The sequence below is a fragment of the Streptomyces sp. NBC_01808 genome (assembly GCF_035917395.1).
Taxonomy (GTDB): Bacteria; Actinomycetota; Actinomycetes; order Streptomycetales; family Streptomycetaceae; genus Streptomyces.
Genome location: NZ_CP109072.1, coordinates 2,590,230 through 2,613,702 on the forward strand (window position 1 = coordinate 2,590,230; position 23,473 = coordinate 2,613,702).

Genomic DNA, 23,473 nt, shown 5'->3' on the forward strand with positions numbered 1-23,473 from the left:
GCAGCGATGCGGACGGCGAAGGCACCGAGGACGAGGCGGAACCTGCGCGGCTGGGGCGGCGTGGCCGGGACGGCGGCGGCCGTCGCGCTGACCGCCGCCCTGCTGCCCGGTCTCACGGGCGACGGCCGCCAGGACGGCGCCTCGGACGACCGCGCTGCCGGCGGCGCGGTCGCGGCGCAGCCGGCGAAGTCGGCGAAGTCGAGCCAGGAGGAGTGCGAGACGCCGGAGGCGAGCCTGCGGCCGTCCGCGACCGCGTCGGGCGACGGCGTCAAACGGATCCAGGATCGCGGGTATCTGATCGCCGGCATCGACCAGAACAGCTTCCAGTGGGGTTACCGCAACCCGCTCACCGGCCAGCTCGAAGGCTTCGACATCGACCTGGCGCGGGCCATCGCCGGGGAGATCCTCGGCGACGAGAAGAAGATCGTCTTCCGCTCCATCCCGACCAGCCAGCGCATCCCGGCGCTGCAGGCCAAGGACGTCGACATCGTGGTGCGCACGATGACCATCAACTGCGAGCGCATCCAGGACGTGTCCTTCTCCACCGAGTACTTCACCGGCGACCAGCAGGTGCTGGCGCCCGAGGACGCGGGCATCACCGGCTTCGACGAGACCTTGGACGGCAAGCGCGTCTGCACCGCCGAAGGCTCCACGGGCCAGGCCGCCCTGGAGGAGGACTCGCACGGCGCGGAGGTCATGCTGGTGCCCAACCAGCTCGACTGCCTGGTGCGGGTGCAGCTCGGCGAGGCCGACGCGGTCGTCACCGACAACGCTCTGGCGGCGGGCCAGGCCGCGCAGGACCCGTCGATGAAGCTCTTCGGCACCCTGAACTCCACCGAGCCGTACGGCGTGGCGATGAACAAGGGCGACGAGGACCTCGTGCGCCGGGTCAACAAGCTGCTCGATGACTACCGCAAGGACGGGCGCTGGCAGGACGCGTACGACAAGTGGCTGGCCGACGCCATGCCGGGGATCGAAGGACCGCCGGCCCCCAAGTACCAGGACTGAGCCGGCGCACGCCGGAGCAGGAACAGCAGGGCAACGGGCAGAGTACGGCAGCACGGAGGGAAACAGATGCCGCTCCCGCCACGGGGTTCGATGGACCGCGAGGAGGTCGATCGTGCGCTCGCGCGGCTGGGAGCCGAGCACGAGGCGATCGAGACCTCGCTGCTCGCGCTCCAGGACCACGCGGGACGCCGGCTGCTGGAGGGCGCCGAGCTGTCCGGGACGACCAAGGAGCGCTGGGCCGCCGCCGAGCAGGCGATCTCGCTGCTGTGGGCGCACTTCGACGCGTACACCGGCGCGCTGCGCTCGGCCCGGGAGATCCGGGCCCGCCGCCGCTCGCCGGGCGCCGCGGAGCTGGCCGAGCTGACGTCGCTGCTGCGGGACCACGGCGTCACCATCGCGCCGGGCGCCGCGGCCCTGCCGCGTACCCTCGCCGGCGGCTATCCGGCGTCGCTGACGGGTCCTGCCCGGCTGTCGGAGTCGCTGAAGCTGGACGAGCTGGTGGAGCGGATGAACCGGTGGTACGCGGAGGTGATCGACGTCGTCGCGGCGGCGGACTCCGTGTGGTCGGCGCTGCCCGCGCGCATCGACCTGCTCGCCGCCGAGCTGCAGCGCACCCGGTCGCTGGCCCACTCCGTCGGCGTACGTTCCGGGGAGCACCCGGCGGGCGACGACCTGGAGCGGATCACCGCGGAACTGGCGTCGCTGCGCGACGAGGTGGTGCGCGACCCGCTGGCGTTCTGGTCCCGGCCCGCGGGGCGCAGCCCCGGTGCGGCGCCCGGCGGCGGCACGCCGGACACCGCGCGCTACGACGCGGCGGCGCGCGGTCTCGAGGACGTGCGCCGGGAGATCGACGCCGTGCTGCACGTCCGGCAGGACGCGGAGGAGCGGCTGATCAAGGTGCGCGACGTGCTGTCGCGCGCGGACCGTACGCTGGGCGAGGCGCGGCGGGCGCGCGGCGAGGTGCTGGCGAAGATAGCGGCCTCCGAGGTGCCGGCGGTCAGCGGCCCGCCGACCGCGTTGAACGAGCAGTTGGCCAACGCGGTCGAGTTCCGCAGGCGCGCCCAGTGGCACCGGCTCTCGCCGCTGCTGGAGAGCCTGGAGCAGCGGGCCGAGGAGGAGTTGCTACGGGCGCGGGAGTCGCTGACGGCGGTGACCGCGCCGCTGGCCGTGCGCGCGGAGCTGCGCGGCCGGCTGGACGCGTACAAGGCGAAGGTGGCCCGGCACGGCTTCGCCGAGGACCGCATCCTGGTGGAGCGGTACGACGCGGCGCGCCGGCTGCTGTGGTCGGCGCCCTGCGATCTGATCGCGGCGGAGCAGGCGGTGCTGCGCTACCAGCGGGCCACGGCGGAGGTGCTCGCGGCGGGTCCGGTGGATCGGCCCGGGGGCACGGCGTGAGGCTGGACGGAACGGAGTTGGGGGAGTCATGAGCAACGCGCAGGCATGTCAGCGGCCGGGCTGCGGAGGCACGTACGAAGACGTCGGCGGCGGCGAGCTGTACTGCGACACCTGCGGGCTCGCCCCCGTCGTCTCGCCGGACGGCGTGGTCGGCTCGGCGCCCACCGGGGTGACGGGGCACCGCCGTGGCAGCCGGGGCAGCAGGGGCAGTTCCTCGTCGAGCGGTTCCAGCGCGTCGAGCCGGTCGAGCAGCACGTCGCGGAGCAGTTCGCGGGCGTCGCGCCGGTCGGTGTCCGGGCGGCTGTCGCGCGCGCTGACCGGGGAGTCGACGAGCCGTTCCGTCTCGGTGAAGAGCTCGCGTACGTCCGCGGTGGCCTCCCGCGGCAAGCTGGGCGCGGGCCTGGTGACGGTGCCGGAGGTACCGCGGCCCGACCCGCGCACGGCGGTGCTGGCGAACCCCGAGGTGCCCGAGCGCAAGCGGTACTGCAGCCGCAGCGAGTGCGGGGCGCCGGTGGGCCGTTCGCGCGGCGGCCGGCCGGGGCGTACGGAGGGCTTCTGCACCAAGTGCGGACAGCCGTACTCCTTCGTGCCCAAGCTCCAGGAGGGCGACATCGTCCACGGGCAGTACCAGGTCGCGGGCTGCCTCGCGCACGGCGGCCTGGGCTGGATCTACCTGGCCATCGACCGCGCGGTCGCCGACCGCTGGGTGGTCCTGAAGGGCCTGCTGAACACCGGTGACGAGGACGCCATCGCGGCGGCCGTCTCCGAGCGCCGGTTCCTCGCGGAGATCGAGCACGCGGGCATCGTGCGGATCTACAACTTCGTCGAGCACCTCGACCAGCGCACCGGCAGCCTCGACGGCTACATCGTCATGGAGTACGTCGGCGGCAAGTCGATGAAGGAGATCGCCAACGAGCGGCGCACGCCGGACGGCAAGCGCGACCCGCTGCCGGTCGAGGTGGCGTGTGCGTACGGCATCGAGGCGCTGGAGGCGCTCGGCCACCTGCACAGCCGCAACCTGCTCTACTGCGACTTCAAGGTCGACAACGCGATCCAGCAGGGCGACCAGCTCAAGCTGATCGACATGGGCGCGGTGCGCCGCATGGACGACGACGAGTCCGCGATCTTCGGCACGGTGGGCTACCAGGCGCCGGAGGTGGCCGACGTCGGCCCGTCCATCGCCTCCGACCTGTACACGGTGGCGCGCACGCTGGCCGTGCTGACCTTCGACTTCCAGGGCTACACCAACGTCTTCGTCGACACCCTGCCCGACCCCGACTCGATCGACGTCTTCAACCGGTACGAGTCCTTCTACCGCCTGCTGGTCCGCGCCACCGACCCCGACCCGGCCCGCCGGTTCGCCTCGGCCGCGGAGATGTCCGAGCAACTGACGGGCGTGCTGCGGGAGGTCGTGGCGCTGCAGACGGGCAAGCCGCAGCCGGCGCTGTCCACGCTCTTCGGTCCCGAGCTGCGGGTGGTGGACACCGAGCTGTTCCCGCCGGCGACCGGCGAGACCTCGCAGCTCGGCGCCCGGCCCGTCAACAAGCGCGAGCGCGCGGCGCGGGCCGCGGGCAACGGCGTCCCGGCGCTGCCGCCCGCGCAGGGCGTACCGCCGCAGTTGCCGGGCGGCGGGCAGGGGATGGGCACGCAGGTGGCGCTGCCCGCGCAGATCGCGGACACGCTGCCGCTGGACTCCCCCGCGGCGGCGCTGGCGCTGCCGGTGCCGCGGGTGAGCCCCAGCGACCCCAACGCGGGCTTCCTCGCGGGCCTGATGGCGTCCGCGCCGGCGGAGCTGACCGCGGCGCTGTCCAACGCGCCGACGGACTCCATCGAGCTGCAGTTGCGCCGGGTACGCGCCCATCTGGAGCTGGGCGACCTGGCCGCGACCGGCTCCGCGCTGGCCGAGCTGGGCGAGCAGCACCCCGACGACTGGCGGATCGTCTGGTACCGCGGGCTCCAGGCCCTGGCCACCCGCGACTTCGAGACCGCCGCGCTGTCCTTCGACGCGATCTACGACGCCTTCCCCGGCGAGCCCGCGCCGAAGCTGGCGCTGGGCATCTGCGCCGAGGTGCTGGGCCAGCTGGACAACGCCACCGAGTACTACCGGCTGGTGTGGACGACCGACCCGGCCTACGTCAGCGCCGCGTTCGGGCTCGCCCGGGTGCGGCTCGCCGCGGCCGACAGGTCCGGTGCGGTACGGGCGCTGGAGTCCGTACCAGAGGCGTCGATCCACTACACCGCGGCGCGGGTCGCGGCGATCAGGGCCCGGCTGCGCCAGCGCGCCCCGCAGGAGCCGCTGCTGACCGATCTGCAGGCGGCCGGTACGCAGGTGGAGCGGCTACAGGACGTGGGCCTGGACGCGGGCCGCAGAGCCCGGCTGTCCACCGAGGTGCTGGGCAGTGCGCTGGACTGGGTGCTGACCGGCCGCACCGGGGCCGGCGCGGTCCCGGCCGCACCGGCGGGTCCGCCGCCGCAGCAGCCGCTGCTGGGGTGCACGCTGGACGAGGACGGGCTGCGGCTCGGTCTGGAAAACTCCTTCCGGGTGCTGGCCCGTCTCGCACAGCACGGCCATGAGCGGATCGACATGGTCGAACGGGCCAACCGCTACCGGCCGAAGACCTGGGTATGAGAGGAAAGCCCATGGCGAACACACCTCCCGTATCCCAACTGAACTCGTGCCCCTCGTGCGAGGAGCCGCTGGAGGAGGGTGACCTGTTCTGCGGGGCGTGCGGCGCGGATCTCGCCGCCCCCGCCCCCGCCCCCGCGCCCGCGGCGGCCGCACCGGCGGCCGCGGCACCCGCGGCCGGCCCCAACGGCGCCGCGCCCGCCGCGGCTCCCGCGGGCGGGCCGCCCGCCGGCCAGGCCGCCGTGCCGGACAGCCGGTCTTCCGAGGGACAGCGCACCGGCAGTTACCGCATCGCGGGCCCCGGGACCGCCCCGCAGGGCGGCGGGGACTCCGGCGAGTTCCTGCTCGACACGCCCGCGGAGGACCCGGAGCACTACCGCATCGCCGAGCCGGTGGCGCCGCAGGGCGCCGACCCGCGCGCGGCGCTCGGCACCGCCGCCCCGGACGCCCCGGCCGCCGCCGAGGCGCCGGCCGCCGGTCCGGTGCCGCCCGGGCGGCGCTGCGTCGCGTGCCGTACGGGCGCGATCGACGTCGACGGCTACTGCGAGCGCTGCGGCCACGCGCAGCCGCGCGAGCGGGACCACATGGAGCACGAGGTGGAGGGCGTCGCCGCGGTCAGCGACCGGGGCCTGCGCCACCACCGCAACGAGGACTTCTTCGCCATCGCCGAGACCGCCCTGCCCAACGGCGCACCGGCGACGGTCGCCGTCGTCTGCGACGGCGTGTCCTCCGCCGGCCGCCCGGACGAGGCGTCCGCCGCCGCCAGCGTCGCCGCGGGGGCGTCGCTGCAGACCACGCTGGGCCGCGGGCTGCACCCGCAACAGGCGATGCACGAGGCGCTGCTGGCCGCCGCGGGCTCGGTCAACGAACTGGCCGCGCAGCACTCGCCGCTGAGCCACCAGAACGCGCCGGCCTGCACGATCGTCAGCGCGGTGATCGCCGGCGGCATCCTGACTGTCGGCTGGGTCGGCGACTCGCGCGCCTACTGGGTGCCGGACGACCGCGCCGCGCCGTCGGCCCGGCTCACCGAGGACGACTCGTGGGCCGCCCAGATGGTCGCCGCCGGGCTGATGTCCGAGGCGGACGCGTACGCGGACGAGCGCGCGCACGCGATCACCGGCTGGCTGGGCGCGGACGCGCACGAACTCGACCCGCACACGGCCTCGTTCAAGCCGGACGGGCCCGGCGTGGTGATCGTGTGCACCGACGGGCTGTGGAACTACGCCGAGGCCGCGGCCGAACTGGCCGCCGCGGTGCCGCCGGACGCCGCGACCCGGCCGCTGCACGCGGCCCAGGTGCTCGTCGGCCACGCGCTGGACGGGGGCGGCCACGACAACGTAACAGTGGCGGTACTCCCGTTCCCAGGACCGGCGGGCGGGGCAGGCCCTTCGTGATGGAGGGGGAACGCGAGGGGGTTTGATCCGCCACGGGGGGCGGCGCGCGTAACGTAGTCAGCCTCTCTTGCCCGGTGAATTGTCTACATAGATCTAAATACCATCAGTGGGAGGGGACGAGATGGCCAATTTCTCGAAGTCGAACGCGCCGGAGTTCTCGGTCGAGGTCTACCAGAACGAGTACCTGCCCGAGGGCGGCCGCGAGGTCAACGCGATCGTCACCGTCGCCTCGACGGGCGGCGGCACGACGGGCGGCATGCCGCTGCCCGCCGCCGATCCGGCGCGTATGCAGTTCGGTTCCGCGGGTCCCGACGCGGGCGTGGTGATCATGGTCGACTGCTCGGGTTCGATGGACTATCCCCCCACCAAGATGCGCAATGCCAGGGACGCCACGGCCGCCGCGATCGAGACGGTACGCGACGGCGTCGCGTTCGCCGTCGTCGCCGGCACCCACGTGGCCCGCGAGGTCTACCCCGGCGGCGGCCGGCTCGCGGTCGCCGACGCCGGGACCCGTACCGAGGCCAAGGAGGCGCTGCGCAAGCTGAGCGCCGGCGGCGGCACGGCGATCGGCACCTGGCTGCGGCTCGCGGACAAGCTGCTGGGCTCCTCCGAGGTGGCGATCCGGCACGGCATCCTGCTCACCGACGGCCGCAACGAGCACGAGTCGCCGGAGGACCTGCGCGCCGCACTCGACGCCTGCGCCGGCCGGTTCACCTGCGACGCCCGCGGCGTCGGCACGGACTGGGAGGTCAAGGAGGTCACCGGCATCGCCTCCGCGCTGCTCGGCACCGCCGACATCGTCGCCGACCCGGCCGGCCTGGCCGCGGACTTCACGCAGATGATGGAGACCGCGATGGGCAAGGAGGTCGCGGACGTGGCGCTGCGGCTGTGGACGCCGCAGGGCTCGGTCATAAAGTTCGTCAAGCAGGTCGCCCCCACGGTCGAGGAGCTGACCGAGCGGCGTACGGAGGCCGGCCCGCGCGCCGGCGACTACCCCACGGGCTCGTGGGGCGACGAGTCCCGCGACTACCACGTCTGCGTCGAGGTGCCCCCCGCCTCCGTGGGCCAGGAGATGCTCGCCGCCCGCGTCTCGCTGATCCTGCCGCGCCCCGACGGCAGCGCGCAGACCCTCTCCCAGGGGCTGATCCGGGCGGTGTGGACGGACGACATGGCGGCCTCGACCCGGATCAACGCGCAGGTCGCGCACTACACGGGGCAGGCGGAACTCGCCCAGGTCATCCAGGCGGGCCTGGAGGACCGCAAGGCCGGCGACATGGACGGCGCCACGGCCAAACTGGGGCGCGCGGTCCAGCTCGCGAGCGCCTCCGGCAACGCGGACACCGCAAAGCTACTGTCGAAGGTGGTGGACGTGGTGGACGCGGCGAGCGGTACTGTGCGTCTGAAGGCCAAGGTCGCGGAGGCCGACGAGATGACACTGGAGACACGGTCGACGAAGACCGTCCGCGTCAAGAAGTGACGAGAGTGAGACAGGGGGATCCACCGAGATGGCGACCTGCCCGAACGGTCACCCGTCAGGAGCCGAGGACTGGTGCGAGGTGTGCGGTATCCGCATGCCGGGCGCCGTCCCGCCACCAGCCGCCCAGGTCCCGCCGCCGGGCCCGGGGGGCTACGGCTACCCCGGTCCCCCCGCCGGCGAGCCCACCCAGCCCGCGGAGCCCTGCCCGTCGTGCGGCACGCCCCGGGAGGGGCAGGCGCAGTTCTGCGAGGAGTGCCGGTACAACTTCGTCACTCAGAGCGCCCAGCCGTACGTGCCGCCGACGATGGCCCAGGGCTTCTCGCAGGGCTTCCACCCGCAGCACCCGCAGGGGCTGACGTACCAGCCCTCGGGACCCTCGCAGGTCCACCGCGGCCCCGAGCCGCTGGGCCCGGACACCGGCGCGGCGCAGGCGCCACCGCCTCCGCCTCCGCCGCCCCCGCCGCCGCCCGGCCCCGGGCTCGGCATGCCGCCGCAGGCGCCGCCGCAGCAGGACCCGCGGATGGGCGGCGACTTCGTGATCACGCCGCCCAGTTCCGCGCAGCCGCCGCCGCAGCAGCACGGGCAGCACGGGCAGCAGTTCCCCGGCCAGGGGCCGCCGCCGCAGCCGGTGGGCTGGGTGGCGGTCGTCGCGCCGGACCGGGAGTACTTCGCGGCGATGATGTCGCGCAGCGGTCCCGAGGCGCACGGGCTGAACCTGCCGGCGTACTCGCCCGAGCAGAAGGTGCCGCTGGTCGGGCCGCAGATCACGATCGGCCGCAAACGGCAGTCGACGGGCGAGGTGCCCGACATCGACCTCGCCAGACCGCCGGAGGATCCGGGTGTCTCGCACAAGCACGCGATGCTCGTCGAGCAGCCGGAGGGCGGCTGGGCGGTGGTCGACCAGAACAGCACCAACGGCACGACCGTCAACGGCGCGGCCGACCCGATCCAGCCCTTCGTCCCGGTGCCGCTGAAAGAGGGCGACCGGGTGCACGTCGGCGCGTGGACGACGATCCGCATCGAGCGGGGCTAGCCGCCCGTTCATCCCGCAGGACCCGGAAGGCCCGGTGCCGCATCGTTCCGAGCCGGACGGCAGAGGCGATGTCGTACGGACCCCATCCCGTACGCCACCGCCGAACACCGCACCACCCCGCACCACTGCACCACCCCGCACCACCGCCGCCTCAACGGCGAGGCGCCCTCAGCGGCTGATCGGCCGGTCCCCGGCCGCGCCGTGCGGCACCAGATCGAGCTGCACCCGGTGCGTACCCACCCGGGTCGCGGATCCCCCGCCCCCGCCTCCACCACGCCGAGCCGCAGCGACAGCCGCCCCTCCCCCGTACGGTGCAGCTCCACCGCGAACTCCAGGCTCACCCGGTCCACCCGGAACCGCCAGTCGCTCCGCTCCTCCTCGCGCTCCGCCTGCGCCAGCTCCCGCCGTACCTCGGCGATCGCGTCCGCCAGCCCCACCGACTCGTCGCTCCGCGCCTCGTGCGCCATCAGCGAGCCCCCCCTTCACCTCATGACTACCTGTCATTGAGGCGTGCCAGAGTGTAGAGGGGGAGCCGCCGGGAGCGTTATCGTCAGCCGTCATGGGGGATCGGGCTGCCGCGGAGGGAAACGGCTGGCGGCTGCGGCTGCGCGCCGGCGGCAGAGTGCTGGGCGCGGGCATCCTCATCACCCCCGACCGGGCCCTGACCTCGGCACACGTCCTCGACGGCACCGACGGCGAGCTGACCGTCGATTACGCCGACTACCGCGGCGCCGTCGCGCCCAGCCGCGCCCGCCCGCTGCCCGGCTCCGTCAGGCCCTGCGGCACCGAACCGGCCGACGGCGACGTCGCGCTGCTGTCCCTCGACCCGCCCCGCACCGAGGCCCGCCCGGCGCCGCTGCGCCGCATCCCCCGGTACACCGGCGCGAAGGTGCTCATCGGCGGCTTCCCGGCGAAGGGCGACGAGGGGTTATGGGTACGGGCCCGGGTGGCTCCGGGAGGGTGAACAGGGCCCGGGCGACGCGGTGTCACCCGAAGTGGCGGCGCTGAACCGGGCGTACGGCCACTACGAGGCGGTCTACCGGCGGCTGCCCGGCGAGTACGCGCCGAAGCCGGCGCTCGGCTACTGCGCCGAGCGGCTGGCCGCCGCCGCGGCGGCCGACCCGGCCGGAACGGCCGGCGGGCGCACGCCGGAGGAACTGCGCCGGATCGCCACCGACCACTACCGCACCGTCTGGTACCGCAACCGCATGCAGGGCAACGGGGCGTTCGGCCTGGCCCGGCTCGCACTCCCCCGCGGCAGCCGGCAGGAGGCGGTCGACGTGCTGGACAACATGCCGATGGACTCCCCCGACCACGGCGCCGCGTGGATCGCGACCCTGCGGGTCTCGGCGGCGCGGCTGGGCGCCGGCGGACGGGCGCTGCCACCGCTCGCCGAGATCGGAGGGGCCCGCGCGCGGCTCGCCGACGCCGCCGACACCGGCAGCGCGGCGCCGCTCCATCTGGCGCAGGAGCACGGGCTGCTGCTGGAGGCGGAGTTCCTGGAGTGGGCCCTGGACCTGGTCACGGGGCCGGACGCGGCGGGCGACGGCGACGGCTTCCCGTACGGCCGGCTCTTCGGCGAGCCGTACCGCCCGCGCGCCGGCGAACGCCCCCTGCCCCGCGCGCTGCCGTCCCGGCCCGCCGCCGCCCGCGACACCCCCGAGCGGACCATCCGGCTGCTGCTCGCGGCCTGTTACCGGAGGCTGTCCCGGCACTGCCGGGACGAGGACCGCGCGAAGCTCATCGAGCTGCACAACGCGGTCCGCCCGCCCACCGTCGTCTGACCCGCCCCCCTGGAGGCGCACCCCGATGGACACGCTGCGGTTCGGCGTCACGCTCGCGGACGCGGCGGAGGCGCAGCACCGGCTGCGCGCCGACGTGGCCGCGCACACCGGGGACAGCACCGTGGAGATCACCGCGGAGGCCGCGGGCGGGCCGGTCCCGGCGGCCGCGGACACCGGCGTCCTCGTGGCCCTGGACTTCGCGCCGCAGCGGCTGGCGGAGACCCGCCGGGCGGTCGCCGCGGCGATCACGGCGCTGCCGGACGGCATGGCGTTCGCGGTCCTGCACGGCGGCGGCGCGCCGCGGATCTGCTACCCGTACGACGCCAGCGAGGTCTGGGCGTACGCGGACGACATCAGCCGGAACACCGCGCGCTTCGAGGCGGTACCTGCCGGGCACGACCGGGGCACGCGGGCGGGAGGTGAGCGGGGACTTCGCGGCGCTCTTCGACGACCGCGAGAAGACGCGGGAGGTGTTCCGGTTCCTCGCCTCCAGGGAGGGACAGCGGGCCTGGGCCAGGACCTCGGAGTCGCCGGTCTACAGCGCCAACTCCGAACGGGGCATGCCGGATCAGGGGAAGGAGAACGCGGTGACGCGGCGGATCGTCCGCGACCTGGAGGACACCACCCTGCCGCGCTGTCTGGACGCCTCCGACGTGATGCCCCCCGCGGTGCGCGACGCGTTCTACGACGCGGCGCTGGAGTACCTGGCCGCGGACGGGCTCGACCCGCTGCCGTGGCTGCGGAACATCCAGAAGGTGCAGGAGTTCGAGGAGCGGCGGCCGTGGATGACGGGGATCTGCGGCTGACCCGCGCCCTCGCGCGCGTACCACCCCCGAACTGCAGAAACGGCAACCCCCCACCCCTCCCGGAAGAAATAGTTCCGCCATTAGGGTCGGCCCCATGACCGCCGCGATCTCCGTCACCGGCCTGCGCAAGCGCTACGGCGACGTGCGCGCCGTCGACGGGGTGAGCTTCGAGGTCCGCGAGGGCGAGTTCTTCGGGCTGCTGGGGCCGAACGGCGCCGGCAAGACCACCACCCTGGAGATGGTCGAGGGCCTGCGCCGGCCCGACGAGGGCCGGGCGGTGCTGCTCGGCGAGCCGTCCTGGCCGCGCAACCCGGCGCTGCTGCGGCGCATGGGCGTCCAGCTCCAGGCGTCCGCGTTCTTCGAGAAGCTCACCGCCCGCGAGCAGATACGCACCTTCGCCTCCCTCTACGGCATCCCCGACGAGCGCGCCGACGCGATGCTCGCCGAGGTCGGCCTCACCGAGAAGGCCGGCACCCGCGAGGACAAGCTCTCCGGCGGCCAGGCGCAGCGACTGTCGATCGCCTGCGCGCTGGTGCACGACCCCGAGCTGGTCTTCCTCGACGAGCCGACCACGGGACTCGACCCGCAGGCCCGGCGCAACCTGTGGGACCTGCTGCGCGGCATCAACGCCGCGGGCCGCACCGTGGTGCTGACCACGCACTACATGGACGAGGCCGAGGTGCTCTGCGACCGCGTCGCGGTGATGGACGCGGGCCGCATCCTGCGCGTCGGGAAGCCCGCCGAGCTGGCCGCGGAGCTGGAAGTGGACTCGCTGGAGGACGTCTTCCTGCAGTTGACCGGGCGGGAGTACCGCGAGTGAAGCCGTTCGTGAGCCTGTCGAAGGCCATGGCCCTGGGGCTGCTGCGCGACCGGGCCTCCGTGTTCTTCATCCTGGTCTTCCCGCTGATGTTCCTCGCGCTGTTCGGCGTGCTCTTCAAGGACGCGGGCGTCTCCCGCGCCACGGTGGTGCAGGTCGGGGCCGTCGAGGTGTTCGACGAGATGCCGGCGAAGGCGCGGGCCGGCCTCGACGAGGTACTGGAGATCGAGAAGTCCGGGGACCGGGCCGGGGCGCTGGCGAAGGTACGGGACGGGGACGCCGACGCCGCCGTGTGGGAGGAGCCCGGCGGCAAGGTGCAGATGCGGGTCTCGGCCGCCGACCCGGTGCAGGCGGGCAGCGTCGGCGGGGTCCTCAGGTCCGTCGTGGACCAGGCGAGCATCGCGGCGACCGGGCAGCCGCCCGCGTACACGCTGACCGGCGGGGAGGTCGAGGACGAGTCGCTGCAGGCGATCCAGTACTTCACCCCCGGGCTGCTGGGCTGGGCGGTGGCGATGGGCGGGGTGTTCAGCGCCGCGCTCGGGCTGGTCAACTGGCGCAAGAAGCGCATCCTGCGGCGGCTGTGGCTGGCGCCGGTGCGCGCGGGCCCGGTGATCTCCGCCCGCCTCGGCGTCAACATGCTGCTGGCGTTCGGGCAGACCGCCATCTTCCTGCTGGTGGCCACGGTGCCGTTCTACGGGCTGAAGCTGACCGGCGACTGGTGGCTGGTGATCCCGCTGGTGGCCTGCGGCAGCGTGGCGTTCATGTCGATCGGCTTCGCGATCGGCGCGTGGGCGAAGACCGAGGACGCCGCCAACGGGCTGGCGCAGATCGTCGTGCTGCCGATGGCCTTCCTGTCCGGTTCGTTCTTCCCGCTCGACCAGGCGCCGCCGTGGGTGCGGACGATTGCGGAGGCGCTGCCGCTGAAGCACCTGGTGCAGGCCATGCAGGACGTGCTGACGAGCGGCGGGAGCTGGTCGGACGCGCTGCCGACGATGGGCGTGCTGCTGCTGACGGCGGCGGTGTTCACGGCGCTGGCGCACCGGTTCTTCCGCTGGGACGCGGCGTAGCCCCCGGGCGGGGTCCTACGACTTCCGTACAGCACGCGGCCCGACCGCCACCGCTTCTGGTCACGGTCGGGCTTGTGTTTGTCGGTCAGATGTCGAATTCTTCCCTCTTCACGGCTGCAATGAATCCGTCAAACGCATCGGAAGTGAACAGCAAGGCAGGACCTTCAGGGTCCTTCGAGTCGCGAACCGCGATATGGGCATGCGTCTGGATCACGTCGGCGCACTCGACGCACTGACCCTCGCTTCCCCCGCTGTAAGAGGACTTCTTCCAGGCAGCAGCTTCCAGCTCAGGTGCCATCAGGGCGTGTCCGATCTTCGTGGTCACTTCCGCTGTCCTTCCAGGTACTCGTAAAGAACATCCCGTGACTTGTCTACGGGAAGTGCGACTTCGGCGATGGCGGTGAACTCCTTCTCCAGATAGCTCACCTGCTGTGCGTCGTCGGTGTGGTTGCCGCCCAATGGGCTGTCGACGCTGGCCACGTTCGCCCACGGGTGCTTGTAGGACAGGACGGTGATGGCCCCGTTCGATCCGTACGTGGGGTGGGCCGTGAGTGGAATGAGCTGAAGATCGACGTTTGTCATCTGTGATGCGTCGAGAAGTTTGCGGATCTGGTCCCGCATGATTGCCGGTCCTGAGTCGAACGTGGCATGAAGCGCCGACTCGGGCACCAGGGCATGCAGCTTCGCTGCCTTGCTGAGAACGGCTTGACGTGCCAGACGGATCGACACCAGCATCTCGGCCTGAGCCGGCGATACGGTGGTGGGCCTGCGGGTGATCATTTCCCGGACGTACCCCGGAGACTGGAGCAAGCCGGGGATGATCACGGGGTGTTGGATCTGGAGCGTCTGGGCCTCGGCTTCCAGCTCGATGAAGTCGAGGTAGTTCTGGCCGATGCGACGGGCATAGGCCGCCCACCACCCTTCGCCGATGGGTTCCTCGGCGACCCGCGCGACCTCGTCCACGCCGGCCGGGTCGTCCACGCCCAACTTGCCGCAGAACGTGCGGACATCGTCACCGGAGATCCTGTACGTCCCACGCAGGATGCGGCTGAGCCTGGTGGTGTCCCAGCCCATGAGTCTGGCAGCGTCGCCTGACTTCATCGACCCCATCCACCGACGCAACTGACCGCCAACTCGCCGACGTTTGATAGTCGGCGTTGCTCGCTTCTGCGTCATGGCAGCAGTTTGGCACGTTAGCGACTCCGGTCGCCATGGGCACAAGAGATCGATCCCTTTGGCGGTATCAGGATCGAGTTGCGTCAAGACCGCCAAAAGGAGCACACTCAGAGTCCAACGGGGCGTGACTGTGCGTCAATTCACGGTCAGTCGTGACGCACGGTTACGCCTGCCGCCGCACGGGCCGGGCCGCCGGTCCGGGCAGAGGTCCGCACTCCCACCCCCGTGAGGGCGGGCCTCCGCTGCCCCCTCCGACGAAGCCGAGGCCGTTCATGCCGAGTCCGAGCAACCCCCGAAAGACCTGCGGCGATGCACCCTGCATCGACGTTCTACGCACGACCAGGGCCTTACGACGTGACGTGATGGCTCGCCGCGCGTGCGCTGTGTTGCCGGGCGGATCCACAGCGACGCCCGAGTGCGCTCGGGGCATCGTCCGATCCTGGCTGACTGCCTGGCAGATCCCGCCTGATCCGGTCCACGACACCGTGTTGATCGCCAGTGAGCTGACGACCAACGCAACGGTGCACACAGATAGTTCACAGATCATCGTGGTCGTCCAGATCACCGGCCGGGAGCGACGGCGGCTGACGATCAGAGTGATCGACCAGGGTCCTTCCGGGCCGGACTGGGCCGACCGGCAGACCAACGAGGCCGCCGGGAGCGACGCGCTCGCCCTCACCGGCCGCGGGCTGTTCCTGGTCGGAGAACTGGCGGATCGGTGGGGCGCAGTCCGAGGGCTCGCGGGCACCAGCGTGTGGGCGCAACTGGCCATCCCGGCGACCACAGCGAAGTCGGCGTTACGAGCAGTCCGACGACACGAGATCGGCGGGTAAGGGGTGAACCGCTTCCGTGACGTACTCGCGAGGGTGTGGTGGATTCTGGGAGAGGCGCGGGCCTGCCGCGAGTGCCCCGGGCTGTACCGGCAGTTCCACGCCGCGCATCTGCCGCCGCCGCGCGAGCTTACCCCCGAGGAAGAGGAGCGCATCGCCAACCGGGTCGCTCACCGGCTGGAGGCCCACGCGCTCTTTCCTCCCGAACGAGCGGACCGCGAATTCCGCGAGGCCCTGCACCGGGCCCTGCGCCGGGCCGCGGGCCGGCGTCCCGGCGACGAGTCGGGCTTCCGACACCGCGCCGAGCACCTCACAGACTCCGCCCTCTCCCCGAGGGACGGACGGCCCGCCCTCCCGGAACCGGACCGGCCGCGAACCGCGGGACCCCGGCAGCAGCCCGTCCGCCCCCGGGCCCGCAGCCAGCACGCACCGAGCACATCCCAGACGCGCCCCGGAGTCCGCCGATCGGCGAGACCGTCGCGATCCGCCCACCGCGAAGAGACGAGGGAAGAACGATGACCAACGGCAACGTCAAGGGCACAGCCAACCGGTGGCAGGTGCCGTTAGCAGTCGGCCCCGAGCATGCGAACCGCCACCCGACGACGAGCGACTTGGCCGAGGAACTGCCCGCAGCTGTCCACGTCACGAGCTTCACCTACGAGCACGGTCCGATCCCCGTCGCGGACATCACGCTCGATCTGCGTCAGTTCGGCGACTCCTTGGAGCTGGAGCCTGACAACCTCACCGGCATCACCGTCTGTGACACGTGCGCCCCCCTGGCGCCGGAAGCGGACGGTCTTCCAGAGTTGATCGAGGGCATCGTTCCCGTGGTAAGTGCGTTCCGTAGCGGGCCGGGTGACGGGCCGGTCAGCGTAGCCGTGGGAGGCGCGGACGGCCATCTCTCCGCGACCGTCGCGACCGCGATGCACCGGCGGATGGGCCGCCACGTCCGCGTGACGGTGGAACACCTCAAGCCCAAGCCGGCCGCCAAGCCCGTCTGCACCGAGTCGGCGCGCGATACGGCCCCGAGGTCGCCGGTACCCGACGAGGCGCAGCGCATGATGGATCGTTGCGCGGCCTACATCTGCACGGATCGACGCCCTTACAACGAGCGGAAAGCGCGGTACCAGGTTGCTTCCGATCGGCTCCACCGAGGCGGATTCTGCGACCGCGACATCCTCTTGGACCTCGGCGCCGGCGGCACCGAACTGGATTACTGCCTGCGCACCGAACACCGCTGGCGCGGCCGATACGTACCAGTGGACGGCTGGATCGACGGCACGGACCTGGAGACATGGACGCCGCCCCGTGACGCCGACTGGTTCGCAGCCCTGGAGATCCTGGAGCATCTACAGAACCCGGGGCGGCTCATCGAGATGATGAAGCGTGCGGGCCGTGGCTTTGTGCTGACGACACCGAACGCCGACGTGGTCGACGTCCTCGCCATGGACAGCGACCACGTCCACGCCGTCACCCGCGACCAGCTACAGGCATGGGGCCTCCACACCACCGTCCACACCTTCTACGGCACCCCCGACGACGGCCTGTGCGGTCTGTGGACGAGGGAGCCGACCCGATGAGCCCCCGCCGTACGCTGCCGCTGGTGCCCGTGCAAGGCACGGGCTCCATCGCCCCCTCACCGGCCGTCGTGGAGCGGCTGCACTCACTACCGCTGCAAACGGTCGACAACATCAGCGCAGCGTTCCCCGGCATCCCCGTCGAGGAGATCCGGACCGCGAGCCACTTTCAGAACATTCGGCTGCTGAGCACCGCCACGTGCGCGATGCGTTGTGGCTACCCGGGGGACGACACCGTCTGGTGTCACAACGAGGGCATGATCCGTAACGGGCTGCGCGACGCCGACCTGGACGCACTGCGGGCCACGGTCGCCGGCATCCGGCGTGAACGCGGCATCACCCAGGTCACCCTGGCAGGACTCGAACCCCGGCTGAGCGACGACTTCGTTCGATTCATTGCGCACCTGCGCGCTGACGGCATCGCGAAAATCTCGCTCGTCAGCCACGGGCTGAAGCTTTTGGACTGGCTCGAACGGCTCAAGGACGCGGGTCTGTCCGACATCGTGCTCTCGGTGCAGGCATTCGAGCGGGAAGCGTACGCCGACATCATGGGCCACGACGCCTTCCCCAACGCGCTGAAGGTCATCGACCTGGCCGTCGCCATCGGCATGCCGGTCGCGATCAACCGGGTACTGCTACGGGGCTTCCACGACGACATCCCCGGCTTCCTCGACTGGATCGACCGTCGCCGGCTCCGGGTCCGCCTCTACGACGTGATGTGGATGCCACGCCAGGACGACCAGTGGTTGCGCAATCACATCTCCTGGCAGGAGATCACCCACCTGTGGTCCGGCCGTACCGAACGGATCACCGTGTGGACCTACGGACTGCCCGGCCGCGTCAACATGGTGTGGTGGCTGCGCGGCGGCGCTTCGATCGAGACGAACCTGAACTATCCGCGCACCCAGCACACGGCGCCTGTCTGCCAGAACTGCCGCGTCAAAGACGCGTGCCTGGAGGGATGGATGGGCTGCGGCATCCGCATCACCCCCGACCTCAAGGCCACCGGCTGCGTCCTGCGGCCCGACCTCGCCTTGCCGCTGACCACGTCCGACGGCCGCTATGTTGAAGCGTCCCGCCTGGACGAATACGTGGCCGGCACCGACCACCGCAACTCCTGGGAGAGCCCGTGCTGCTCGACGGCAAACGCCTCGTTCTTTCCGGCGTCCTCACCGACGACTCCATCGCCTTCGCCATCGCCCGCCAGGCCATGGAACACGGCGCGGAGGTCGTCCTGACAAACGCGCCGGGACGACCAGCCTCGATCATGGAACGCATCGCCAAGCGGCTCCCGAGCACGCCGGTCGCTCTGGTACCGGCAGATGTCACCCAGCTGGATGACATGGAACGGCTCGCCGCCGAGACCGCCGCGGTGTGGGACCATGTGGACGGCTTTCTGCACGCCATCGCCTATGCACCCGGCGACGCCCTCGGAGGGAACTTCCTCAACACCCCCTTCGAGTCCGTCGCCACCGCCATGCACGTCTCGGCTTACAGCCTCAAGGCCATGGCCGTAGCGCTACGGCCCCTCATGGAGAAAGCGCCATCAGGCGCCTCCGTGGTATCGCTTGACTTCGACGCCCAGGTCGCCTGGCCGATCTACGACTGGATGGGCCCGGCCAAGGCCGCACTGGAATCCGTCAACCGCTACCTCGCACGCGACCTCGGACCCTCGAACATCCGCTTCAACACCATCTCGGCCGGCCCGCTCAACACCATCGCCAGCAAGTCCATCCCGGGCTTCGAGTCGCTGGCGGGCCCCTGGCAGGAACAGGCACCCCTCGGCTGGGACGTCCGTGATCCGGACGTGGTCGCGGGGACCGCGACCTTCCTGTTCAGCGAGCTGTCGCGGGGCATCACCGGCAGCATCCTGCACGTCGACGGTGGCTACCACGCCATGGGCGCCCCGCTCACAGACTCCCCGAACGCGACGCCGGGCGGGGGGCTGGCACGCCCAGCCGACGCACAGTGAAACTCAGCGGACGGTGACCGCAACCGGGCTCTGCTCGGGCCGCCGCCGCGGCGGGGTGCTGGCGGGTGGGCCAGTACTCCGCAAGCCTGTGGCCCGGCCTGCCCGTGGCTTCCCTCATCCCGCCCGGCCGAGCCCTGGTCCTACGACTTCCGTACTCGGCCGGGCGGGATGAGACGATGGATCCGATGACAGAGATTCCAGTGGGACCGCCGCCGCCCGGGACGTTCTACGAGCAGGTGGGCGGCGAAGAGACGTTCCGCCGCCTCGTGCACCGGTTCTACGAGGGCGTGGCGGAGGATCCGCTGCTGCGCCCGATGTACCCCGAGGAGGACCTCGGGCCCGCGGAGGAGCGGCTGACGCTGTTCCTCATCCAGTACTGGGGCGGCCCGCGCACGTACAGCGAGGCGCGCGGCCACCCGCGGCTGCGCATGCGGCACGCGCCGTTCGCCGTGGACCGCGCGGCGCACGACGCCTGGCTGCGCCACATGCGCACGGCGGTGGACGAGCTGGAGCTGCCCCCCGCGCAGGAGAAGCAGCTCTGGGACTACCTCGTGTACGCCGCGGCCTCGATGGTCAACACCCCCGGCTGACCGGCGGATTCCGCTCCGTACCCGCGGGTTACAGCCGGTCACGATCCGGTCAATTTCCCCCGTCACTCGCTACCGCGTGCGAGCGCGCTCTGACAGCATCCAGACAATTCGACGGTGGTGTCAGGGGGATGCGTGACGGGGTTCGTTCTGCTGCGGGCACGCGCCCACCGGCTGCTCCTCGCCGCGGCCCTCCTCGCCGTGCTGCTCACCACCGCCGTGCTGGCCACGCTCGCCGCCTTCTCCAGCACCGTCGGCGACGCCGCGCTGCGCCGCACGCTGGCCGGTGACGCGGCGGCCGACGCGGCGCTGACCCTGGAAGTCCCGTATCTGACCGGCGCGGACCGGGAGGCGGCGGGCAAGGCGGTCGAGGACAACGCGCGCGCGGCCTTCGCGGGCCTGCCGGTACGGGTCCAGAGCCTGGACCGCTCCGGGCCCTACGAGCTGCCGCGCCGGCTCCAGCCGCCGGCGGCGCGGGCCGGGGAGGACCCGGACCTGACCCATCTGGGGGCGCTGGAGCGGTCGGAGGTCGCGCTGACGGCGGGCCGCTGGCCGGGGGCGGCGGCCAAGGCACCGGACGCCGGGGACACGTCGGATACGCGGGACGGCGGCACCGTGCAGGTCGCCGTGCCGCAGATCGCCGCCGACCGGCTCGGCCTCGCCCCCGGCGACACCCTCACCCTCGCAGGCCGGAGCGACGACGACCCGCCGCTGCCCGTCGAGATCACCGGCGTCTACCGCCCCCGCGACCGCGAGGCCCCGTACTGGCTCGCCGACGAACTCCGCGGCAAGGGCGTCCAGCAGGGCGGCTACACCACCTACGGCCCCCTCCTCGCCGACCCCGGCTCCTTCGCCTCCGGCCGGGTGGCGCAGGCCGCCGGGGCGTGGGTGCTGCGCGGCGACTTCGGCGAGATGACCGCCGGCCGCGCGGACGCCCTGCGCGCGTCGGTGAAGAAAGCTTCCGGCGCACTCGCGGACGAGCCGGTCTTCGACGGCCGCGCCGTGGCCGCCACCCGGCTCCCGCAGCTCCTCGACGGCACCGAACGGGCCCTGCTCGTCAGCCGGTCGACGCTGCTGATCGTCGCCCTCCAGCTCGTGCTGCTCGCCGCGTACGCGCTGATGCTCGTCGCCCGGCTGCTCGGCGCGGAGCGCCGCGGCGAGACGGACCTGCTGCGCGCCCGCGGCGGCTCGCGGCAGCGCATCGGCGTGCTGACCGCCGCCGAGTCGCTGCTCCTCGCGCTGCCCGCAGCGATCGCCGCGCCGCTGCTCGCCGGGCCGCTGATCCGGCTGCTGTCCGCGCGGGGCCCGCTGGAGCGGGCCGGGCTCACCCCGGACTCCGCCGCGGGCCGCGGCACCTGGCTGGTCGCCGCGGCCTGCGCGCTGGGCTGCGCGGCGGCGGTCGTCGCGCCGACGCTGCTGCGCGGCGGCGGCGACGGGGTGCTGTCCGCGGGCCGTACGGTACGGGCCAAGCCGCTGCCCGCGCCGCTGCGCGCAGGCGCGGACGGGGCGCTGCTGGTGGTGGCGGGCGTGGCCTACTGGCAGTTGGACCGGCAGACCTCCGGCAGCGGCGCGCTGAGCGGCGACCGCTCCGGCACCCTGGGCATCGACCCGGTGCTGGTCGCCGCGCCCGCGCTGGCGCTGCTGGCCGGCACGGTGCTGACGCTGCGCCTCCTGCCGCCCGTCGCCCGCCTCGCGGAGCGCCGCGCGGCGGCGGGGCGGGGGCTGCCCTCGGCGCTCGCGGGCTGGCAGTTGAGCCGCCGCCCGCTGCGCGGCGCGGGTCCCGTGCTGCTGCTGGTGCTGGCGGTGGCGATCGGCATGCTGGCGCTGGCCCAGGGCGCCTCCTGGGACCGCTCGCAGCGCGACCAGGCGGACTTCCACGCGGGCACCGACGTACGGGTCCTGACCAGCCGGCTCCCCGAGCTGGGCCAGGGCGGCATGATGGAGCGCGTCCCGGGCGTGGCCGCCGCGGCACCGGCGGCCCGGTGGGGCATGAGCCTGTCGGGCGGCGGTTCTGCGGAGGTCCTGGCGCTGGACACGGCCCAGGCGGCGGAGGGCCTGCGGCTGCGGGACGACCTGGCGGCCGGCACCGGAGGCGCGGAGCTGCTACGCAAACTGGCCCTGGGGGGTCCGGTGGGGAAGCAGGAGTCGGCTCCGCCGGGTCCGGAGGACAAGCGGGAGTCGGCCGCGGGCGCGGAAGACGCAGGCTCCGGCGCGTACGCCACGGGCGCCACGGGCGCCACGGGCGGCACGGGCGCCGCAGGCGGCACGCGGCACCCTGCCGCGGGCGCGGAGCGCCCTGCGGGCAGCCCGCCCCCGGACGCGCGGCGCGCGGAAACCGCGCCCGCAGACACCGCGGCCCACCCCGCCGCGCGCGCGGAGCGCGCCGTCGGCGACCCGGACCCGGTCAACCAACCGGCTTCGCCGGACCAGGCGGTCCCGGCCGCGGCGCGCGCCGGAGGCGCGGGCGCTGCGGCCCCCGCTGCCTCCGCAGCCCCCGCGGAGCGGACCCGTGCCGGCGGGCTGGAGCTGCCCGGGCTGCCCGGGGAGGTGCGGGTGGTGGCGCGGCTCGACGCCGACGCGACCGCGCGCGGGCGGGCCGCGGTGACCGTGCTCGTCGAGGACCGGTACGGGGCCGCGTACGAACTGCCCGCCGGCGACCTCCCCGCCGACGGCCGTACGCACACCCTCACCGCCGACGTCGCGGCCGCCGCGGGCGCCCCCGACGGCCGCCCCGCGGGGCCGCTGCGGCTCACAGGGCTCCGGCTCGTACACCCGCAGCCGAGGGACGGCGGGGAGCGCCGGCTGGACGTCGCGCGCATCGAGGTCGCCAAGCCCATCGGCGACGAGGACGCAGCCACCGGCGCCCGGGAGGTGCCGCTGCCCGACGGGTTCAAGTGGCATGCCCGCGCGGTCTCCGAACCCGAGGCGCTGCACGACGAGATCCCCGCGGCGGTCGCCGACCGGCCCCGTACCACCGGCGACTCCGCGCTCTCCCTGAACTACGACACCGGCGACCAGAACTACGACACCTGGACAGGACCGCCCCTGGTCACCCTCACCGTCACCGCCGCGCGCGGGCCCACCCCGCCGCTCACCGCGCTGGCCACCGACGAGATGCTGAAGTCCACCGGCGCGAAGGTCGGCGACACGATCAGCGTCCCCGTCCCCGGCGGCAGCCTCTCCGCGAAGATCACCGGCTCGGTGCAGGAGCTGCCGACCACAGGACCCGGCTCCCCCGCGGCCGCCGCGGAGCCCTCGCGCGCCCGGTTCGGCGGCGCCCTGCTGCTCGACCTGCCCACCGCCAACAGCGCGCTGACCCAGCGCGGCCTCGCCACGCTGCTGCCCTCGGAGTGGTGGCTGACGACGCGGCCGGGCGAGACGGACACCACCGTCGCCGCCCTGCGCGACCGCGCCGACACCGACCCGGGCAACGTCCTCGTACGCGACGAACTCGCCGACGCACTCGGCAGCGACCCGCTCGGCGCGGGACCGCAGGCCGCGCTCGCCGCCACCGCCGTCGCCGCGGCGGTGCTGGCGGCGCTCGGCTTCGCCGTCAGCGCGGCGGCGTCCGTACGCGAACGCACCCGCGAGTTCGCCGTGCTGCGCGCGCTCGGCGCCCCGCAGCGGCAGCTGGCGCGCACGTTCGCCGCCGAGCAGGGCGTGCTCATCGCGCTCGCGCTGGCCGCCGGGATGCTGCTCGGCTGGGCGCTGGCCCGCTCCGTCATCCCGCTCATCACCCTCACAGGACGGGCCGCGCAGCCGGTGCCGCCGGTGGTGGTGGAGCTGCCGGCGGGGTCCGTGGCGGGTCTGCTGGCGGCGGTCGCGGCCGTTCCCGTCCTCGTCACCGTGCTCGTCGCGCTGCGCCGCGGCGACCCGGCGACGGCACTGCGCCTGGGAGGCGAGTGACATGCCGCCCGCCCGCGC

20 protein-coding genes and 1 pseudogene are annotated in these 23,473 nt (G+C 73.2%); 17 read left to right on the forward strand and 4 right to left on the reverse strand.

Going from position 1 to position 23,473, the window contains the following annotated elements; all coding sequences use genetic code 11:
- Window positions 1-6: 6 nt before the first annotated feature.
- Window positions 7-1,008 carry a glutamate ABC transporter substrate-binding protein gene (locus tag OG946_RS10980; protein WP_326795945.1) on the forward strand — a complete coding sequence of 334 codons (1,002 nt, stop codon included), beginning with the start codon at window positions 7-9 and terminating at the stop codon, window positions 1,006-1,008.
- 90 nt (window positions 1,009-1,098) lie between these two features.
- Complete coding sequence (locus OG946_RS10985) at window positions 1,099-2,403, forward strand: hypothetical protein (protein WP_326800208.1); 1,305 nt, start codon at window positions 1,099-1,101, stop codon at window positions 2,401-2,403.
- A gap of 48 nt (window positions 2,404-2,451) precedes the next feature.
- On the opposite strand, the gene OG946_RS36060 is transcribed toward OG946_RS10985, so the two are convergent.
- A complete protein-coding gene (locus OG946_RS36060) occupies window positions 2,452-2,790 on the reverse strand; it encodes a hypothetical protein (RefSeq protein WP_442814314.1) in 339 nt (112 codons plus the stop codon).
- On the opposite strand from OG946_RS36060, the gene OG946_RS10990 reads away from it, so the two are divergent.
- The 4 genes from OG946_RS10990 to OG946_RS11005 all read left to right on the forward strand — a co-directional run bounded on the left by OG946_RS10990 (window position 2,774) and on the right by OG946_RS11005 (window position 8,933).
- A complete protein-coding gene (locus tag OG946_RS10990) occupies window positions 2,774-5,032 on the forward strand; it encodes a tetratricopeptide repeat protein (protein ID WP_442814316.1) in 2,259 nt (752 codons plus the stop codon). The two genes, OG946_RS36060 and OG946_RS10990, sit on opposite strands and share 17 nt — an antisense overlap.
- A gap of 11 nt (window positions 5,033-5,043) precedes the next feature.
- Window positions 5,044-6,423 (forward strand): PP2C family serine/threonine-protein phosphatase, encoded by a 1,380-nt coding sequence (locus OG946_RS10995; protein WP_326795947.1) that lies wholly within the window; start codon window positions 5,044-5,046, stop codon window positions 6,421-6,423.
- A 121-nt stretch (window positions 6,424-6,544) separates the two neighbouring features.
- A complete protein-coding gene (locus tag OG946_RS11000) occupies window positions 6,545-7,900 on the forward strand; it encodes a vWA domain-containing protein (RefSeq protein WP_326795948.1) in 1,356 nt (451 codons plus the stop codon).
- A 28-nt stretch (window positions 7,901-7,928) separates the two neighbouring features.
- The gene (locus tag OG946_RS11005) at window positions 7,929-8,933 is read left to right on the forward strand and encodes an FHA domain-containing protein (RefSeq protein ID WP_326795949.1); all 1,005 of its coding nucleotides are present in this window, start codon (window positions 7,929-7,931) and stop codon (window positions 8,931-8,933) included.
- An 8-nt stretch (window positions 8,934-8,941) separates the two neighbouring features.
- On the opposite strand, the gene OG946_RS11010 is transcribed toward OG946_RS11005, so the two are convergent.
- On the reverse strand, window positions 8,942-9,400 hold the full coding sequence (locus tag OG946_RS11010; protein ID WP_326795950.1) for a trypco2 family protein: 459 nt from the start codon (window positions 9,398-9,400) through the stop codon (window positions 8,942-8,944).
- 92 nt (window positions 9,401-9,492) lie between these two features.
- Here OG946_RS11010 and OG946_RS11015 point away from each other — a divergent pair, with 92 nt between their 5' ends.
- The 5 genes from OG946_RS11015 (at window position 9,493) to OG946_RS11035 (ending at window position 13,407) form a co-directional block, all read left to right on the forward strand.
- Window positions 9,493-9,897, forward strand: a complete 405-nt coding sequence (locus OG946_RS11015) for a trypsin-like peptidase domain-containing protein (RefSeq protein ID WP_326795951.1) — start codon at window positions 9,493-9,495, stop codon at window positions 9,895-9,897.
- Window positions 9,898-9,916: 19 nt separating this feature from the next.
- Entirely contained in the window at window positions 9,917-10,717 is an 801-nt protein-coding gene (locus tag OG946_RS11020; RefSeq protein WP_326795952.1) for a tetratricopeptide repeat protein, read from the forward strand.
- Window positions 10,718-11,136: 419 nt separating this feature from the next.
- Window positions 11,137-11,523, forward strand: coding sequence for a hypothetical protein (locus OG946_RS11025; protein WP_326795953.1), 387 nt, complete (start codon window positions 11,137-11,139; stop codon window positions 11,521-11,523).
- A gap of 94 nt (window positions 11,524-11,617) precedes the next feature.
- Window positions 11,618-12,343, forward strand: a complete 726-nt coding sequence (locus OG946_RS11030; RefSeq protein WP_125934869.1) for an ABC transporter ATP-binding protein — start codon at window positions 11,618-11,620, stop codon at window positions 12,341-12,343.
- Window positions 12,340-13,407 carry an ABC transporter permease gene (locus tag OG946_RS11035; RefSeq protein WP_326795954.1) on the forward strand — a complete coding sequence of 356 codons (1,068 nt, stop codon included), beginning with the start codon at window positions 12,340-12,342 and terminating at the stop codon, window positions 13,405-13,407. The genes OG946_RS11030 and OG946_RS11035 overlap by 4 nt, the downstream gene beginning before the upstream one ends.
- Before the next feature lie 85 nt (window positions 13,408-13,492).
- Here OG946_RS11035 and OG946_RS11040 read toward each other — a convergent pair whose 3' ends face one another.
- Both OG946_RS11040 and OG946_RS11045 read right to left on the reverse strand, forming a co-directional pair.
- Window positions 13,493-13,732: a DUF397 domain-containing protein gene (locus OG946_RS11040; protein ID WP_326795955.1), complete on the reverse strand. Its 240-nt coding sequence runs from the start codon at window positions 13,730-13,732 to the stop codon at window positions 13,493-13,495.
- The gene (locus OG946_RS11045; protein WP_326795956.1) at window positions 13,729-14,583 is read right to left on the reverse strand and encodes a helix-turn-helix domain-containing protein; all 855 of its coding nucleotides are present in this window, start codon (window positions 14,581-14,583) and stop codon (window positions 13,729-13,731) included. Before OG946_RS11045 ends, OG946_RS11040 begins: the two co-directional genes overlap by 4 nt.
- A gap of 362 nt (window positions 14,584-14,945) precedes the next feature.
- Between OG946_RS11045 and OG946_RS11050 the strand changes: the two genes are divergently transcribed.
- The 6 genes and pseudogenes from OG946_RS11050 to OG946_RS11075 all read left to right on the forward strand — a co-directional run bounded on the left by OG946_RS11050 (window position 14,946) and on the right by OG946_RS11075 (window position 23,455).
- On the forward strand, window positions 14,946-15,416 hold the full coding sequence (locus tag OG946_RS11050) for an ATP-binding protein (RefSeq protein ID WP_326795957.1): 471 nt from the start codon (window positions 14,946-14,948) through the stop codon (window positions 15,414-15,416).
- Window positions 15,417-15,928: 512 nt separating this feature from the next.
- Window positions 15,929-16,993, forward strand: a complete 1,065-nt coding sequence (locus OG946_RS11055) for a hypothetical protein (RefSeq protein WP_326795958.1) — start codon at window positions 15,929-15,931, stop codon at window positions 16,991-16,993.
- Window positions 16,990-18,228: a radical SAM protein gene (locus OG946_RS11060; protein ID WP_326795959.1), complete on the forward strand. Its 1,239-nt coding sequence runs from the start codon at window positions 16,990-16,992 to the stop codon at window positions 18,226-18,228. The genes OG946_RS11055 and OG946_RS11060 overlap by 4 nt, the downstream gene beginning before the upstream one ends.
- Window positions 18,120-18,896, forward strand: a pseudogene (gene fabI, locus OG946_RS11065) (enoyl-ACP reductase FabI); the annotation flags it as partial. The gene OG946_RS11060 and the pseudogene fabI, both read left to right, overlap by 109 nt.
- 251 nt (window positions 18,897-19,147) lie before the next feature.
- On the forward strand, window positions 19,148-19,552 hold the full coding sequence (locus tag OG946_RS11070) for a globin (RefSeq protein WP_101424475.1): 405 nt from the start codon (window positions 19,148-19,150) through the stop codon (window positions 19,550-19,552).
- 132 nt (window positions 19,553-19,684) lie between these two features.
- Window positions 19,685-23,455 carry an FtsX-like permease family protein gene (locus OG946_RS11075; RefSeq protein WP_326795960.1) on the forward strand — a complete coding sequence of 1,257 codons (3,771 nt, stop codon included), beginning with the start codon at window positions 19,685-19,687 and terminating at the stop codon, window positions 23,453-23,455.
- Window positions 23,456-23,473: the final 18 nt, after the last annotated feature.

Coding starts and splice junctions, on each gene's coding strand:
- OG946_RS10980 (WP_326795945.1), top strand. CDS start 7: ATGCGGACGGCGAAGGCACCGAGGACGAGGCGGAACCTGCGCGGCTGG.
- OG946_RS10985 (WP_326800208.1), top strand. CDS start 1,099: ATGGACCGCGAGGAGGTCGATCGTGCGCTCGCGCGGCTGGGAGCCGAG.
- OG946_RS10995 (WP_326795947.1), top strand. CDS start 5,044: ATGGCGAACACACCTCCCGTATCCCAACTGAACTCGTGCCCCTCGTGC.
- OG946_RS11000 (WP_326795948.1), top strand. CDS start 6,545: ATGGCCAATTTCTCGAAGTCGAACGCGCCGGAGTTCTCGGTCGAGGTC.
- OG946_RS11005 (WP_326795949.1), top strand. CDS start 7,929: ATGGCGACCTGCCCGAACGGTCACCCGTCAGGAGCCGAGGACTGGTGC.
- OG946_RS11010 (WP_326795950.1), bottom strand. CDS start 9,400: ATGGCGCACGAGGCGCGGAGCGACGAGTCGGTGGGGCTGGCGGACGCG.
- OG946_RS11015 (WP_326795951.1), top strand. CDS start 9,493: ATGGGGGATCGGGCTGCCGCGGAGGGAAACGGCTGGCGGCTGCGGCTG.
- OG946_RS11030 (WP_125934869.1), top strand. CDS start 11,618: ATGACCGCCGCGATCTCCGTCACCGGCCTGCGCAAGCGCTACGGCGAC.
- OG946_RS11045 (WP_326795956.1), bottom strand. CDS start 14,583: ATGACGCAGAAGCGAGCAACGCCGACTATCAAACGTCGGCGAGTTGGC.
- OG946_RS11050 (WP_326795957.1), top strand. CDS start 14,946: ATGGCTCGCCGCGCGTGCGCTGTGTTGCCGGGCGGATCCACAGCGACG.
- OG946_RS11055 (WP_326795958.1), top strand. CDS start 15,929: ATGACCAACGGCAACGTCAAGGGCACAGCCAACCGGTGGCAGGTGCCG.
- OG946_RS11060 (WP_326795959.1), top strand. CDS start 16,990: ATGAGCCCCCGCCGTACGCTGCCGCTGGTGCCCGTGCAAGGCACGGGC.
- OG946_RS11070 (WP_101424475.1), top strand. CDS start 19,148: ATGACAGAGATTCCAGTGGGACCGCCGCCGCCCGGGACGTTCTACGAG.